The sequence below is a fragment of the Rathayibacter sp. AY1A2 genome (assembly GCF_002930935.1).
Lineage (GTDB): Bacteria > Actinomycetota > Actinomycetes > Actinomycetales > Microbacteriaceae > Rathayibacter.
Genome location: NZ_PSTP01000015.1, coordinates 16,521 through 31,941, shown reverse-complemented (window position 1 = coordinate 31,941; position 15,421 = coordinate 16,521). Strand labels below are relative to the sequence as shown.

The window sequence follows — 15,421 nt, the reverse complement described above, 5'->3', positions numbered from 1 at the left end:
CCGCTGGCACGCGGATCGGCGGATACGCCTCGCGGGGACCGCTCGCTCCCGCCTCCCTGAACCAGGCGGCCAGCGGACCCCCCGTTCCGGCAGAGGTCCGCCTCGAAGCCGCGTCGTCACCTCGCGGTTGCCGCTCGCTGGCACGTCGACCAGACGGTCGGCGGAGCACCGCGTTCCGGCGGAGGGCGTCGGAAGACTCGCGGAGCCGCCCGCACCTCTGTCGCGCACGACACCGACGGTCCGAGTATTGGCGAGTCGCACGCTCCCCACGAGCGAAGCCGCCCTGATCCGAGCATCCGACCCGAGTCGCGGCGAAGCCCGCGCTCCCCTCGAGCACAGCTGCTTGAACCGAAGCTTTCTACCCGAGTCGCGGCGAAGCCCGCGCTCCCACCCGGACAGCTTCCGCGATCGGAGTATCCGACGCGAGTCGCGGCGAAGCCCGCGCTCCCACCCGGACAGCTTCGTTGATCCGATCATCCGACCCGAGCCGCGGCGAAGCCCGCGCTCCCCACCAGCACGGCGTGCTCACCAGCCCGCACCAGACGGCGGCGCAGCTCCCTCGCGGCACGAGGCGTATCCGGGGATCCGCGTTCCAGCGGATCACCGTCGCCGCACCGCACCGGCCCTCGGGAACCCCGCCCCCCTCCCCAGCGGACGCGCCTGCGCCGCGCAAGGAGCGGCGCAGCCCGCTTACCGCACGGTGTAGCGGGGCTACGCCCCGCTACACCGTCCGGAAAGCGGCAACAGCATTGTGCCCCCCGAACCCGAACGAGTTCGAGATGGCGACCAGCGGTCCGTCGCCGAGGGCGCGGGGGCTGGTGACGACGTCGAGGGGGATCTGGGGGTCCTGCTCGAAGAGGTTGATGGTGGGGGGTGCGGTGCGCTCGTGGAGGGCGAGCACGGTGAAGATGGCCTCGAGCGCGCCGGTGCCGCCGAGGAGGTGGCCGGTGGACGCCTTGGTCGCGGAGACGGCGATGTTCGGGAGGTGGTCGCCGAAGACGCGCAGCAGGGCGCGGTACTCGGCGATGTCGCCGACCGGGGTGCTCGTCGCGTGGGCGTTGACGTGGGTGACGTCGGTGAGCGCGGCTCCGGCCTGCTCGAGGGCGCCGATCATGGCGCGGGCGGCGGCGGAGCCCTCGGGGTCCGGCGCCGTGATGTGGTACGAGTCGCTGGTGACGGCGCCGCCGGCGAGCTCCGCGTAGATGCGGGCTCCGCGGGCGAGGGCGTGCTCCTCGGTCTCGAGGATGAGCGTCGCGGCGCCTTCTCCGAGGACGAAGCCGTCGCGGGAGACGTCGTAGGGGCGCGAGGCGGTCGCCGGGTCGTCGTTGCGGCGCGAGAGGGCCTGCATCGACGCGAAGGCGGCGATCGGGAGCGGGTGGACGACCGACTCCGTGCCGCCGGCGACGACCACGTCGGCGAGGCCGAGCTGCATGTGCTCGTAGGCGTTCGCGAGGGCCTCGGTGCTGGAGGCGCAGGCCGACACGTCGGTGCGGGCGTAGGCGCGGGAGGGGATGGCCATGCTGATCGCGGCGGCGGCCGCGTTGGGCATGAGCATCGGGATGGTCATCGGGAGGACCCGGCGGGGACCGCGCTCGCGGAGGGTGTCCCACGCGTCGACGAGGGTCCAGAGGCCGCCGATGCCGGTCGAGTAGTCGACGCCCACGCGGAGCGGGTCGACGTCGGTGATGCCGGAGTCGGCCCAGGCCTCGCGGGCCGAGATGAGCGCGAACTGGCTGGAGGGGTCGAGGCGCTTCGCCTCGGGGCGGGAGAGCACCTCCTCCGGGCGGACCTTGGCCTGGGCGGCGAAGGTGACCGGGATGTCGTACTGGGCGACCCAGTCCTGCTCGAGGGAGCGGACGCCTGATTCGCCGGCGAGGAGTGCGTTCCAGGACTCCCGGGCGGTCCCGCCGAGGGGAGTGCTGGCACCGATTCCGGTGACGACGATCTTCTTGGTCATGACGAGCTTCTCTGTTCCGTGTGGGTGGGTGCCGGGCTCACCCCGGCCGACGATCGCCGGCCGGGGTGTCCGCCACGAGGACGGGGTGCGCGGGCGACGACTACTCGGACGCCTTGACGATGAAGCGGACCGCGTCGCCGACCGTCTTGAGGTTCTTGACCTCGTCGTCGGGGATCTTCACGTCGAACTTCTCCTCGGCGTTGACGACGATGGTCATCATCGAGATGGAGTCGATGTCGAGGTCGTCGGTGAACGACTTGTCCATCTCGACGGAGTCGGTGGCGATGCCCGTCTCGTCGTTGACAAGCTCGGCCAGGCCGGCGAGGACTTCTTCGTTGGACAGTGCCATGGTTCTCTCCTTGGGGGTTCTTCGGGTGTTCGTCAGTGACCGTAGGTCAGTTTAGGGGTGGGGTCGCGCCGGTCACGGGAGCACCACGACCTGCGCGCCGAACACCAGTCCGGCGCCGAAGCCGATCTGCAGCGCGAGTCCGCCGTGCAGCTCCGGGTGCTCCTCGAGCAGGCGGTGGGTGGCGAGCGGGATCGACGCGGCGGAGGTGTTGCCGGTGGTCTCGATGTCGCGGCCGATAGCGACGGTCTCGGGGAGCTTCAGCTGCTTCGCGAGCTCGTCGATGATGCGCATGTTCGCCTGGTGGGGGATGAACGCGGCGAGGTCCTCGGGCTGGACGCCCGCCTCCGCGAGCGCCTGCTTGGCGACCTTGGCCATCTCCCAGACCGCCCAGCGGAAGACCGACGGGCCGTCCTGGCGGAGGGTGGGCCATTCAGCGGTGCCGTCGCGGTAGGCCGCGAGCGGGTTGTCCATGCCGACGGTGTCCCACTTGGAGCCGTCGGATCCCCAGACGGTCTTCGAGATGCCGGCGGTGTCGCTGGGGCCGACGACCGCGGCGCCCGCGCCGTCGCCCAGGAGGAAGGAGATGCTGCGGTCGGTCGACTTGACCAGCTCGGACAGCTTCTCGGCTCCGACGACAAGCACGTACTCGGCCAGGCCGGAGCGGATGAAGGAATCGGCCTGGGCGATCCCGTAGGTGTAGCCGGCGCAGGCTGCCGAGATGTCGTACGCCGGGGCGGGGTTCGCCCCGATGCGGTCCGCGAGGAGCGCGGCCAGCGACGGGGTCTGCACGGTGTTGCTGATCGTGGAGACGAGCACGACGCCGATCTGGTCCGGGCGGATGCCCGCCTTCTCGATCGCCTCGAGGGAGGCAGTGGTCGCGAGGTCGACCGCGTGGATGTCGGCGGAGGCCCGGCGGCGCTCGATGATGCCGGTGCGCTGGCGGATCCACTCGTCGGAGGAGTTGATCGGCTCGATCAGGTCGTCGTTCGGGACGACGAGGTCGCCGCGGGCCGCGCCGATGCCGAGGATCCGGGTGTAGGCGCTGCCGCTGGACTGGGTGAGGGAAGGGGTCGTCATGGGGTCTCTCCTGCTAGGCGGCGTGCTCGTCGAGGAAGGCGCGGGCGGCGTCCACGTCGTCGGGGGTCGTGATGGCGATGCTCGGCACGCCCTTGAGGCCGCGCTTGGCGAGGCCGACCAGCGCGCCGGCGGGTGCCAGCTCGATGATCCCGGTGACGCCCGCGTCGGCGAAGGCCGCCATGCAGAGGTCCCAGCGGACGGGGGAGGCGACCTGGCCGACGAGCAGCTCGAGGAACGCGGCACCGGAGTCGACGACCGACCCGTCGCGGTTCGTCCAGAGCCGGAGCGTCGGGTCGGAGGGGGTCAGCCCGGCGGCGACGCCGGCGAGGGAGTCGCGGGCGGGCGCCATGTAGCGGGTGTGGAAGGCGCCGGCCACCTGCAGGGGGATCACGCGGGTCCCGCGGAGCGGCTCCGCCTTGAGCGCCTCGAGCGCGTCGACCGCGCCGGCGACGACGATCTGCCCGCCGCCGTTGTAGTTGGCCGGCTCGAGGCCGAGCTCGTCGAGACGGGCGATCAGGGCCTGCTCGTCGCCGCCGAGGACCGCGCTCATCGCGGTCGGTTCGGCGGCGGCCGCAGCGGCCATGGCACGGGCGCGCTCGCGGACGAACACCAGCGCGTCGGCCTCGGTGAGGACCCCGGCTCCGGCAGCCGCGGTGATCTCGCCGACGGAGTGGCCGGCGATGCCCGCGATGCGCTCGCGCCGTCCGCCCTCGAGGAGGGCGGCGAGGCTCACGAGTCCCGCGGAGACGATCAGGGGCTGGGCGACCGCGGTGTCGCGGATGGTGTCCGCGTCCGAGACGGTGCCGTGCGCGGCGAGGTCGATGCCGACCGCCTCCGAGTGCGCGGCGACCTGCTCGGCCACGGAGGGGATCTCGAGCCAGGGGGCGAGGAATCCGGGGGTCTGGGAGCCCTGACCCGGGGCGACGACGACGATCACGGTATCCAGTCTTCCGATCTGCGCTCGCACGTGCGGCGCGTGGAGCCACTGACAAAGCACAAAGAGCTTGTCGCGGGTCTACAAGTGTTCAGGGGCGGGAGGGATTCGGCGAGCAGACGGCCTCAGCGGCGGGACGGCTTCCGGCGGACGGCGCCGTCCGGGTCGCTCATGGAGCCGAGGATGAGGGCGGACTGGAGGATGAGCGCCTCGCGGGCGCCCGTCGCGTCCCAGCCGATCACCTCGGCGACCCGCTTGAGGCGGTAGCGCACCGTGTTCGGGTGCACGAACAACTCGCGGGCGGTCGCCTCGAGGGAGCGGCCGTTGTCGAGGTAGGCCCACAGCGTGGTCAGCAGCTCGGTCGAGTGCTTCTGCAGGGGCCGGTAGATCTGCGTGATGAGGCTCTGGCGGGCGAGCGGGTCGCCGGCGAGGGCGCGCTCGGGAAGGAGGTCGTCGGCGTTGACCGGTCGCGGCGCGTTCCGCCAGGAGCGGGCGACCGCGAAGCCGGCGAGGGCCGCGCGGGCGCTGCGGGACGCCTCGACCAGGGTCGGCACCTCGTGGCCGAGGACGAGGTGGCCCGTTCCGAAGCCGGGCTCGAGCGCCTCCGCGATCTCGAGGAACGCGACCGGCGGGCCGGTCTCCTCCGTGGCGTTCTCGCTCGGCTCGGCGCGGCCGATGACCAGGACGAGCCGGCTGCCCTGCACGCCGATCAGCACGTCGGCGTCCATGTGCCGGGCCGTGCGGCGCAGCTGGTCGACGTCGAGCATCTTGGGGGCGGTGCCCACCAGGACGGCGACCTCGCCGTGGCCGTGCCAGCCGAGGGCGGCGATCCGGCTGGGCAGCTCGTCGTCGGCCTCGCCCGTGAGGATCGAGTCGACGACCAGCGCCTCCAGGCGCGCGTCCCAGAGGCCTCGGGCCTCGGCGGCGCGCGCGTAGACGTCGGCCGCGGCGAAGGCGATCTCGCGCGAGTAGAGGAGGATCGCCTCGCGGAGGTCCTCCCCGCCGTTCTTGATCCGGTCCTCGACGACCTCGACCGTCACCTTGATCAGCTGCAGCGTCTGCGTCAGCGAGACGGAGCGCAGCAGCTCGCGGGGAGCGGCTCCGAACACGTCCGCCGCGATCCACGGCGTGGCCGACGGGTCGTCGAACCACGAGATGAACGAGGTGATGCCGGCCTGGGCGACGAGGCCGACCGCCGAGCGCCGACCCGGGGGCATGCTGCCGTACCAGGGCAGCGTGTCCTCGAGGCGCTTGATCGTCTGCGTCGAGAGCTCACCGGCGAGGGTGCGCAGCCAGGCGAGGGTCTGCTCCTTCGTGCGGGGAGCGCCCGGCCGGGTGGCCGGACGCTCCGCCGCAGGAGCAGGACCCCGCGCACTCGACGGTGCGGGTTCCTGCGAGAGCACGGACTCGTCCGTCAGCTCTCGCCGCCCGCGTTGCCGGTGGTGCCGGCGTTGACGTCGAGGAGGCGGTACTTCTCGATCGCCTGGACGGCGAGCGAGGGGTCGACCTCGCCGCGCTTGGCGAGCAGCTGCAGCGTCCGCACGACGACCGAGGGGCCGTCGATCTGGAAGTAGCGCCGCGCCGCCGCACGGGTGTCCGAGAACCCGAAGTCGTCCGCGCCGAGCGTCGCGAAGTCGCCCGGGATGAACTGGCGCAGCTGGTCGGGGACCTGGTGCGAGAAGTCCGAGACGGCGACGAAGGGGCCCTTCGCGTCGGCCAGCTTCTGCGTCACGTACGGCACCTGCTCGGCGTCCTCGGGGTGGAGGAAGTTGTGCTGCTCGGCCTTGATGCCGTCGCGGCGCAGCTCGTTCCACGAGGTGACCGACCAGACGTCCGCCGAGACGCCCCAGTCCTCGGCGAGGAGCTTCTGCGCCTCGATCGCCCACGGCACGGCGACGCCCGAGGCGAGGAGCTGGGCCTTCGGCCCGTCCCACTGACCCCAGGAGATGCGGTGGATGCCGCGGACGATGCCCTCGACGTCGACGTCCTCCGGCTCCTTCGGCTGCACGATCGGCTCGTTGTAGACCGTGATGTAGTACATGACGTTGGGGTCGGTGTGCTTCCCGCCGTACATGCGCTCGAGACCGGACTGCACGATGTGCGCGATCTCGTACCCGTAGGCCGGGTCGTAGCTCACGACGGCGGGGTTGGTCGCCGCGAGGATCGGGGAGTGCCCGTCCGCGTGCTGGAGGCCCTCGCCGGTCAGCGTGGTGCGTCCTGCGGTGGCGCCGATCATGAAGCCGCGCGACATCATGTCGCCGGCCGCCCAGATCGCGTCGCCCGTGCGCTGGAACCCGAACATCGAGTAGAAGACGTAGACCGGGATGAGCGGCTCGCCCTGCGTCGAGTACGAGGTGCCGATCGCGGTGAACGCCGCGAGGGCGCCCGCCTCGTTGATGCCGACGTGGAGGATCTGACCCTGCGGGCTCTCCTTGTAGGCCAGGAGGAGCTCGCGGTCGACCGACGTGTAGTGCTGGCCGCGCGGGTTGTAGATCTTCGCGTTCGGGAAGAACGCGTCCATGCCGAAGGTGCGCGCCTCGTCCGGGATGATCGGGACGACGCGGTTGCCGAAGTCCTTCGAGCGGAGGATGTCCTTCAGGATGCGGACGAACGCCATGGTGGTGGCGATCTCCTGCGTCCCGGAGCCCTTCTTGCCGACCGCGTAGGCCGAGTCCTCGGGGAGGTTCAGCTGCGTGTACTTCGAGCGGCGCTCGGGGAGGTAGCCGCCGAGCGCGCGGCGGCGCTCCTGCAGGTACTCGATCGCCTCGTCGTTCTGACCGGGGTGGTAGTACGGCGGGAGGTAGGGGTTCTCCTCGAGCTGCGCGTCCGTGATCGGGATGCGCATGGTGTCGCGGAACGACTTGAGGTTGTCCAGCGTCATCTTCTTCATCTGGTGGGTCGCGTTGCGGCCCTCGAAGCTGCGGCCGAGACCGTAGCCCTTGATGGTGTGGGCGAGGATGACGGTGGGCTGGCCCTTGTGCTCCGTCGCGGCCTTCATGGCCGCGTAGATCTTGCGGTAGTCGTGGCCGCCGCGGCGCAGGCCCCAGATCTGCTCGTCGGAGTAGCCCTCGACGAGCTTCTTGGCGCGCGGGTCGCGGCCGAAGAAGTTCTCGCGGACGTAGGCGCCGTCCTCCGTCTTGTAGGTCTGGAAGTCGCCGTCGGGCGTCTTGTTCATCAGGTCGAGCAGCGCGCCCTCGGTGTCGCGGGCGAGCAGGTCGTCCCACTCGCGGCCCCAGATGAGCTTGATGACGTTCCAGCCCGCGCCGCGGAAGTACGACTCGAGCTCCTGCACGATCTTGCCGTTGCCGCGGACGGGTCCGTCGAGGCGCTGGAGATTGCAGTTGACGATGAAGTTCAGGTTGTCGAGGCCGTCGTTCGCGGCGACCTGGAGCTGACCGCGCGACTCGACCTCGTCCATCTCGCCGTCGCCGAGGAACGCCCAGACCTGCTGGTCGGAGGCGTCCTTGATGCCGCGGTTGGTGAGGTACTTGTTCGCCTGCGCCTGGTAGATCGCGTTGATCGGGCCGAGGCCCATCGACACGGTCGGGAACTGCCAGAACTCCGGCATGAGCCGCGGGTGCGGGTAGCTGGAGAGCCCGCCGCCCCGGTGCGACTTCTCCTGGCGGAAGCCGTCGAGCTGGTGCTCGCTCAGGCGTCCCTCGAGGAAGGCGCGCGCGTACGGGCCGGGGGAGGCGTGGCCCTGGATGAAGACCTGGTCGCCGCCGCCCGGGTGGTCCTGGCCGCGGAAGAAGTGGTTGAAGCCGACCTCGTACAGCGAGGCGCTCGACGCGTACGTCGAGATGTGGCCGCCGACCCCGATGCCGGGACGCTGCGCGCGGTGCACGAGGATGGCCGCGTTCCAGCGGATCCACGCGCGGTAGCGGCGCTCGACGTCCTCGTCGCCCGGGAAGTCGGGCTCGTTCTCGGGCGCGATGGTGTTGATGTAGTCCGTGGTGGGCACCATCGGCACGCCGAGGTGGAGCTCCTTGGAGCGCTTGAGGAGGCTGAGCATGACGTCGCGCCCGCGACCCCGGCCCCGCTCCTCGACGAGCGCATCGAGCGACTCGTTCCACTCCGACGTTTCCTCGGGGTCCGAGTCCACGTGACCGACGGAATACGGGTCCTGATCGTTAACAGTCACCCTCGACCTCTCTCTGGGGGCAGATCGTGCCCGAGACATCACTCTCATGAAGCGGTGCGGATCCGCGGATCCGGGGCTCGGATGACGAGCCGCGCGCGGGCACCTCCGTCAGCCTAGCGATTCCCGTGCCCCGAACCTGGAACCGCACTGTGGCGATCCACGACGGATGGGCGCCGGCGACTGTAGGAGAGCGCCAGACGGGACGCTCCGACCGGCCCGCGATCGGGGGAGACGGGCTGTTCCTTGGAGTCTGCGCGGAGCGGGTCTAGCATTGCCCCTCGTGCTCGCGCGACTCTCGTGCGCACGGAAGGACATCGGACCGATGGCTCTCGAGAAGCTGACCCTGGCTCCCGACTTCGAACTCGCGAACCAGTACGGCGAGCGCATCCAGCTGGGCGACTTCCACGGGCGGCGCAACGTCGCCCTCGTGTTCTTCCCCCTCGCCTTCTCCGGCACCTGCACGGGCGAGTTCTGCGCGCTGCGCGAGAACCTCTCCCTCTTCGAGCACGCCGACGTGGAGCTGATCGGCATCTCGGTCGACTCCAAGCACACGCTGCGCGCCTGGGGCGAGAAGCAGGGCTACGACTTCACGCTCCTCTCCGACTTCTGGCCGCACGGCGACGTCGCCAAGCAGTACGGCGTGTTCACCGAGGCGAAGGGCTACGCGACCCGCGCGACCTTCCTCATCGACAAGGCCGGCGTCATCCGGGACACGTTCATGACCGCCCCGGGCGAGCCGCGCTCGATCGACGCCTACCGCGCCGCGATCGACGCGCTCGCCCCCGCGCGCGTCTGACCCTCCGGAGGCGGACCGCCCCGGTCGTCAGCTGAGGATGTTGACGGCCCGCGAGATCACGAGGGCCAGCAGGACGAATCCGGTGAACGCCTCGGCGATCATCAGGAGCTTCATCCGGCTCGACAGCGGCATCGTGTCGGTCGGGCTGAACGCCATGGTGTTCGTCGTCGAGACCGCGAGGTAGTCGACGAATCCGGGCCGCCAGTCGGCGCGCTCGGAGGAGGTCGCGGCGACCTCGGGCGCGGTGTCGCGGTAGGTGTCCTGCGGGAAGGCGAAGTCGGCCGCCGGCAGCTCGGTGCGGGGGAGCGTTCCGCGGGCGACCGGACCGCCGCGGTCGAGCTCCCAGAACAGCAGCGCGTACGCGACGACGTTGGTGACCCAGACCTGGAGCGCGGTGAGCAGCAGCGGCGGGCCGTCGGCCGTCCCGTCGACGAGGTCGATCACCACGGCGACCACGTTGACCTGGTTCGCCACGGCGAGCACGACCGCCAGGGCGATGGAGACCCCGCGCGACCAGCGCGTCTCGCTGTCGAGCCGGTGGGGGTTGACGACGAACAGCGGCACGAGCAGCGCGAGAGTGATGCCGGCGGCGACGAGGCGGACCACCGAGGTGTCGGCGCTGTGGCCGGCCACGTTCAGTGCGACGGCCACCAGGATCGCGGCGGAGGCGGGCCAGCGGCTCTCGGCGCGCCGCCTCGCCCGGGAGTCGCTGTCGGCGGTCATGTGCCGAGGCTAGTGCCCGCAGGGGGCCGCTCCGCCTGCCGTAGGATCGAGTCGATCGTCCGCGGGTGAGACCGCGACGGGGGCCTTTAGCTCAGTTGGTAGAGCGCCACGTTTACACCGTGGATGTCATCGGTTCGAGCCCGGTAGGGCCCACCACGTCCGGCGATCGGACACTGCGCGTCAGCGGGACTGGCGGCGCTTATAGGGCTTGGGCTGGCCCTTGACGATCGGCGCGCGCCCGGTCCCCTTGGAGGCCTTGGCCTTGCCTCCCGACTTCGGGGCCGCCTCCGGCTCGTCGCCGAGCGCGGCGAGCTCCTCGCGGGCCGAGGCGAGGCGCTGCCGCCCGGCCGCGGTGAGGGTCGTGGCGGCGGCACCGGGCTCGAAGAGCGGCTTGCCGAGGTCGAGCTCGACGGCGGCGACGGAGGAGTCGAGCTTCTGCCGCGAGATACCGAGGCGCTCGGCGGCGCGCACGAAGTGCAGCTCCTCGGCGACCGCCACGAAGTGGCGCAGCTGGCTGATCTTCATCCCGAACCCTTCACGGCCGCTCCCTGCGGCACGACCACGGTACGCGGTCCGGGAGGGGGCGCCGACCGCCGGGAGCGCCACCAGGAGCAGCGGCGACCCGTCGATCCGCGCCAGAGGACCCGGCGGACATTGCCGGACGGAGGCGGGAGGCCTACGGTCGCGCCCGTGGGCGGTCCCGAAGCCGGCCACGGAGAGAGGCCGACGTGGGCGCGCTCATCTACAGCTCGATCGCGTCGCTCGACGGCTACGTGAACGACGCGGACGGCGGATTCGCCTGGGCGGAGCCGCGACCCGCCGTGCACCGCTTCATCACGGAGCGCGAGGGGCGGGTGCGCACGTACCTGTACGGGCGGCGCATGTACGAGGTCATGCGCGCGTGGGAGCAGACCTGGGCCCTCGCGGCGGAGTTCGCGTTCATCCGCGACTTCCAGGAGATGTGGCGGGCGGCCGACAAGGTCGTGTACTCGACGACACTGGAGTCGGCCGAGACCCGCCGCACCCGCGTCGAGGGCGGGTTCGACCCGGTCGTCGTCGCCGCGCAGGTAAGGGCCGCCGACCACGACGTCTCGATCGGCGGGCCGACCCTCGCCCGGCACGCGCTGCTCGCCGGGATCGTCGACGAGGTGCAGGTCTACACGGTGCCGGTGGCGGTGGGCGGCGGGACCCACTTCCTCCCGTGCGGGTTCCACGCGCGCCTCGACCTGCGCGAGGAGCACCGCTTCGCCGACGGCACGGTCTTCACGCGCTACAGCGTGCGGCGCTGAGACCGGCTACTCGGCGCCGACCAGCGCGGCGATCCGCGAGGCGAGCCGGGCGCCCTGAGCACGTCCGGCGCGGGCGGAGGCGGCGCGGACGGCCGGGTCGAGCGAGTTCGGGCCGAAGGCGCGCACCGACTCCTCGTCGGCGTAGAGCACCTCGACCCGCGAGTCCGCGAGGGCGTCGAGCTCGCCGGTCGGGATCAGGCCCGCGCCGGGCGTGCCGACTCCCGGCAGCGGAGTGACGATCAGGACCCAATCGGCTCCCGCGGCGAGGTCGGCGTTGCTGCCGGAGCGCACGCCGCCGTCCATGTAGCGGACGCCGTCGATGCTGACGGGAGGCCAGACCCCGGGGACGGCGCAGCTGGCGGAGATCGCGTCGACGAGGCCGACACCACTCTCGCGGTCGAACACGCGCAGCTCACCGGTGGCCGTGTCGACCGCGGTGATGAGCAGACGCTGCTCGGGCCAGTCGGCGTCGCCCACGCGGGCCGAGATGACGGCCCGGCGCGTGTCCTCGGGGAGCGTCTCGGCCTCGAGCGCGAGGGTGCCGATGCGGCGCCGCGCGTCCTGGGGCGAGGTCGCGCCCTCGACGGCCGCGGCGAAGAGGGCCTGGAGGCGCTCACCGTCGACGTCCGCTCCGATCTCGGCGGACTCCTCCTGGAGCTGGGCCTCGTACGACTCGTCGAGGCCGGTGCCGGTGCTCAGCTGCGCGGCGACCGCGGAGCCCGCGGAGGTGCCGATGAAGGTCGTCGACGGATCGAGCAGGAGGCGGGCCGCCTCGGGGGAGGCGTCGGCGAGGCCGCGGAGGACGCCGAGCTCCCAGGCGATTCCGGCGAGGCCGCCGCCGGCGAGGACGAGTGCACCAGGCATGGGGGAGGTCCTTTCGATCAGGATCAGGAGGGGGCGGGCGCTGCGGAGCGCCGCAGCACCAACGCTGTCACATCGTCGTGCGCGTCGTCTGCGAGAGCGTGCAGACGCTCGAAGAGAGCGGGGTCGTCGTTGCTCCGCACCAGCTCGGCGAGACGGTCGAGCGCGTCGAGGCGCCCGCCGAAGACGTCGAGCAGGCCGTCGCTGCAGGAGAAGAGCGCGTCGCCGGGGGCGAGCACGCGCTGCTCCTCCTCCCAGGAGACGTCGGCGGCGATGCCGAGCGGGACGCCGGTGGAGGCGAGCCGCTCCGAGGTGCCGTCGGCGCGCAGCAGGAGGGTGAGGCCGTGGCCGCTGTCCACGAACGCGACGGCGCCGCTCGCGAGGTCGACCCGGGCGATCAGCGCGGTCGCGAACATCCCGGTCGCGGTCAGGTCGGGCAGGAGCTGGCGGTTGACGGCCTCGACGGCTGCCGCGGGAGGGAGCTCCGGCCGCGCCTGGAACGCGGAGCGGATCGCGGAGGCGACGATCGCCGCCGAGACCCCCTTGCCCATCACGTCGACCAGCTCGAGGGAGAGGTCGTCTCCGCTGCGGCGCCACGCCGTGTAGTCGCCGGCGACGTCGTGCAGCGGCGTGGTCAGCGAGTCGAGGCTCCACTCGCCGAGGTCGAGGCGCTGGGGCCGGAGCCGCTCCTGCGTGTCGCTCGCGCGTCCGGAGAAGGCGATCTCGCGCAGCTCCCGCTCGGCCCACCGGCCGAGGTCCTCGAGGATCTCGCGCTCCTCCTCCGAGAAGCCGCGCACCTCGCTGTCGATGATGCAGATCGTGCCGACGCGGAGGCCGTCCCCGACGACGAGCGGGCGGCCCGCGTAGAAGCGCACGTGAGGGGATCCGGTGACGACTCCGCGGTCGGCGAACCGCGGATCGGCGGTGGCGTCCTCGACGACGAGGATGTCGCCCTGCTGGACCGTGACGTCGCACATCGAGTCGGCGCGCAGCATCCTGCTCGCCCGCGCCGAGCGCTGGGGCGACTTCGTGAACTGCGTCGACTCCTCGAGGATGTTGATCTCGGCGAGGGGGACGCGCAGGAGCCGGCGGGCGATGCGGGTGATCCTGTCGAAGCGCTCCTGGGGGGTGCTCAGGCCGATCCCGAGCTCGGCGATCGCGGCGAGGCGGGCGCGCTCGGTCGGCTCGCTCACGTGCGGGTCCGGGCGAGTGCCCAGAGGTTCTGCCCGTCGACACGGCGGTAGGAGAACTCGGTGACGAGGGCGTGGATGAACGGGATCCCGCGGCCTGCCTCGTCCCACTCGTCCGGCATGTCGCGGGGGTCGGCGACCTCGGCGGGCGCCTCCTCGGCGGAGTCGTTGAGCGAGGCGCGCAGCTCGGTCGCGTCGACGCGGATCTCGACCAGGCAGATGATGTGCCGGTACGACCGGGCGTGCTGGACGATGTTCGAGGTCAGCTCGACCAGCGCGGTCTCGAACGACATCCGGTCGACCGGCGCGACGCCCGGCTCCTCGAGCCACAGCTCCTCGAGCGCCTCGTGGACGGCGGTGACGCCGTCCTCGGGCGGCGTGCGCACGACGAAGGAGCGCTCAGGCACGGTAGGCCTCCTCGACGGTCTCGGCGCTCCCGAGCAGGCGGTCGAGGTTGGACAGGCCGAGCACCATGGCGGGCTGCTCGCCGGCGGCGGCCACGCGCAGCTCGCCGCCCGCCTTCCGCGCCTCCTTGAGTCCGGCGACGAGGACGCCGAGCCCGGACGAGTCGAGGAACTCGACGGCCGCCAGGTCGACGACCACGCGGACCTCTCCCGCCTCGAGCGCACGCTGGAGGACCGCTTCGAGCTCCCACGCCGTGGACAGGTCGAGCCGGCCGACGGGGCGGATCACCACGATGTCGGGCTCGATCCGCTCGGTGCTGATCCTCGAGCTGCGCTCCATGGTTTCCTCCTGACGGGACGGCACGCGGTTCCGCAGGGCTCGGAGACGTGGTGAGGACGCGGTCCGGGGGCGCGACCGAGGGATTCCGGGTCCGGTGCGGGGGTGAATCGGGGAGTTCGTCCGCCTCCGACCGTACAAGGGAACGGGGCGCCCCGTGGGAGGCGTGACCGCAACCGCGCTGCGACACGCGGTCCGCGGCCCCGGGAGGAGGCTCCGCTCAGCCCCTCGCGGCGGCGAGAGCGTCGGCGGCGAGCCGCACGGAGGCGTCCCGGCCGGTCAGCCAGAGCGGCACGGAGCGGGCGCGGAGCCCCGCCGACTCGAGCGCCGGGACCGCGTCCGCGTCCTCCTCGCCGACGAGCCAGGCGTCGAGGAGGCCGCCCCCGCTCCGGGCTCCGTAGTGCCGGCCGACGGCCTCGGCGGAGGTCTCGACGCCGATCGCGGCGAGGCAGGCGTCGGCCATGCCGCGCACCACCGCGCCTCCGATGACGGGGGAGACGCCCACGACGGGTGCGGAGGTCCGGCGGAGGGCGTCCGCGATCCCGGGCACTCCGAGGATCGTGCCGATCGAGACGACGGGATTGGAGGGGGCGACGAGCACCGCGTCGGTGTCGGCGATCGCCTCCAGCACGCCCGGGGCGGGGCGGGCGCTCTCCACCCCCTGCTGGACGAAGCGGCGCGCGGGCGCTGACGCCCGAAGCCGCACCCACCACTCCTCGAAGTGGAGGAGCCGCACGCCCTCGCCGGGAAGGTCGACCTCGACGTGGGTCTCGACGTCCTGGTCCGACATCGGCAGCAGGCGGACCCCCAGCGGCCAGCGGGCGGTGATCCGCGCGGTCGCCTCCGAGAGGGTGAGGCCGTCGCGCAGCATCGAGCTGCGGGCGATGTGGGTGCCGAGGTCGAGGTCGCCCAGGGTGAACCACGGCCAGCCGACGCCGAAGGCGGTGAGCTCGGCCGAGACCCGCTCGCTCTCGCCGGCCCGCCCCCAGCCGCGCTCCGTGTCGTTCACTCCGCCGAGCGCGTAGGTGATCGAGTCGAGGTCGGGGCAGACCTTGAGGCCGGTGAGCCACATGTCGTCGCCGGTGTTGACGACGACGGTGATCTCGCTCGCCTCGCCGCCGGCGGCCTCGAGATCGCGGAGGTGCTCGCGGACCGCCGAGGTGAAGCGGGCGCCGCCGACGCCTCCGGCCAGGATCGTGATGCGCATCCGCCCACGCTAGCGGCACCGACGGATTCCTCCCCCGGCGAGCCTTAATGCTGCGGATCCGCGCCGGAAACACCGGGGAAACGTCGAACCCCGACGATGAAGCCCTGTCCCCGGAGCCGGACGGTCCGTCATTGCCTTCGGGCCCGGCGGGGACCA

General features: G+C 72.1%; 15 protein-coding genes and 1 tRNA gene. 3 read left to right on the top strand and 13 right to left on the bottom strand.

From position 1 onward, the window contains the following. Positions 1–721: 721 nt before the first annotated feature. The 6 genes from C5B93_RS12490 to aceE form a co-directional block, all read right to left on the bottom strand. Positions 722–1,957: a beta-ketoacyl synthase gene (locus C5B93_RS12490; RefSeq protein ID WP_104226673.1), complete on the bottom strand. Its 1,236-nt coding sequence runs from the start codon at positions 1,955–1,957 to the stop codon at positions 722–724. 100 nt (positions 1,958–2,057) lie between these two features. Next, positions 2,058–2,306 carry an acyl carrier protein gene (locus C5B93_RS12485; RefSeq protein WP_104223463.1) on the bottom strand — a complete coding sequence of 83 codons (249 nt, stop codon included), beginning with the start codon at positions 2,304–2,306 and terminating at the stop codon, positions 2,058–2,060. Between the two features lie 72 nt (positions 2,307–2,378). Beyond that, entirely contained in the window at positions 2,379–3,383 is a 1,005-nt protein-coding gene (locus C5B93_RS12480; RefSeq protein ID WP_104223464.1) for a beta-ketoacyl-ACP synthase III, read from the bottom strand. A 13-nt stretch (positions 3,384–3,396) separates the two neighbouring features. Beyond that, positions 3,397–4,320 (bottom strand): ACP S-malonyltransferase, encoded by a 924-nt coding sequence (locus tag C5B93_RS12475; protein WP_104226672.1) that lies wholly within the window; start codon positions 4,318–4,320, stop codon positions 3,397–3,399. A gap of 122 nt (positions 4,321–4,442) precedes the next feature. Next, positions 4,443–5,609 carry a CdaR family transcriptional regulator gene (locus C5B93_RS12470; RefSeq protein WP_181027189.1) on the bottom strand — a complete coding sequence of 389 codons (1,167 nt, stop codon included), beginning with the start codon at positions 5,607–5,609 and terminating at the stop codon, positions 4,443–4,445. A 122-nt stretch (positions 5,610–5,731) separates the two neighbouring features. Next, complete coding sequence (aceE, locus tag C5B93_RS12465) at positions 5,732–8,458, bottom strand: pyruvate dehydrogenase (acetyl-transferring), homodimeric type (RefSeq protein ID WP_104247522.1); 2,727 nt, start codon at positions 8,456–8,458, stop codon at positions 5,732–5,734. Positions 8,459–8,780: 322 nt separating this feature from the next. On the opposite strand from aceE, the gene C5B93_RS12460 reads away from it, so the two are divergent. Further along, entirely contained in the window at positions 8,781–9,254 is a 474-nt protein-coding gene (locus tag C5B93_RS12460) for a peroxiredoxin (protein ID WP_104292595.1), read from the top strand. Positions 9,255–9,281: 27 nt separating this feature from the next. Here the strand turns inward: C5B93_RS12460 and C5B93_RS12455 are convergent, their stop codons facing one another. Continuing rightward, complete coding sequence (locus C5B93_RS12455; protein ID WP_104238202.1) at positions 9,282–9,977, bottom strand: hypothetical protein; 696 nt, start codon at positions 9,975–9,977, stop codon at positions 9,282–9,284. A gap of 80 nt (positions 9,978–10,057) precedes the next feature. Here C5B93_RS12455 and C5B93_RS12450 point away from each other — a divergent pair. Then, positions 10,058–10,133 (top strand) — tRNA-Val (locus C5B93_RS12450). Between the two features lie 24 nt (positions 10,134–10,157). Here C5B93_RS12450 and C5B93_RS12445 read toward each other — a convergent pair. Then, positions 10,158–10,502: a LysR family transcriptional regulator gene (locus tag C5B93_RS12445; protein WP_104223469.1), complete on the bottom strand. Its 345-nt coding sequence runs from the start codon at positions 10,500–10,502 to the stop codon at positions 10,158–10,160. A 203-nt stretch (positions 10,503–10,705) separates the two neighbouring features. On the opposite strand from C5B93_RS12445, the gene C5B93_RS12440 reads away from it, so the two are divergent. Further along, positions 10,706–11,266 carry a dihydrofolate reductase family protein gene (locus C5B93_RS12440; protein ID WP_104292594.1) on the top strand — a complete coding sequence of 187 codons (561 nt, stop codon included), beginning with the start codon at positions 10,706–10,708 and terminating at the stop codon, positions 11,264–11,266. Positions 11,267–11,272: 6 nt separating this feature from the next. On the opposite strand, the gene C5B93_RS12435 is transcribed toward C5B93_RS12440, so the two are convergent. From C5B93_RS12435 to cofD, 5 genes are all read right to left on the bottom strand, one after another. Beyond that, positions 11,273–12,130: a patatin-like phospholipase family protein gene (locus C5B93_RS12435; RefSeq protein ID WP_104238200.1), complete on the bottom strand. Its 858-nt coding sequence runs from the start codon at positions 12,128–12,130 to the stop codon at positions 11,273–11,275. Positions 12,131–12,153: 23 nt separating this feature from the next. Beyond that, the gene (locus C5B93_RS12430; protein ID WP_181068394.1) at positions 12,154–13,320 is read right to left on the bottom strand and encodes a PP2C family protein-serine/threonine phosphatase; all 1,167 of its coding nucleotides are present in this window, start codon (positions 13,318–13,320) and stop codon (positions 12,154–12,156) included. Beyond that, positions 13,317–13,724, bottom strand: coding sequence for an ATP-binding protein (locus C5B93_RS12425; RefSeq protein WP_104223473.1), 408 nt, complete (start codon positions 13,722–13,724; stop codon positions 13,317–13,319). The genes C5B93_RS12430 and C5B93_RS12425 overlap by 4 nt, the downstream gene beginning before the upstream one ends. After that, a complete protein-coding gene (locus tag C5B93_RS12420) occupies positions 13,717–14,061 on the bottom strand; it encodes an STAS domain-containing protein (protein ID WP_104292592.1) in 345 nt (114 codons plus the stop codon). Before C5B93_RS12420 ends, C5B93_RS12425 begins: the two co-directional genes overlap by 8 nt. A gap of 217 nt (positions 14,062–14,278) precedes the next feature. After that, positions 14,279–15,265, bottom strand: coding sequence for a 2-phospho-L-lactate transferase (cofD, locus tag C5B93_RS12415; protein ID WP_104234201.1), 987 nt, complete (start codon positions 15,263–15,265; stop codon positions 14,279–14,281). Positions 15,266–15,421: the final 156 nt, after the last annotated feature.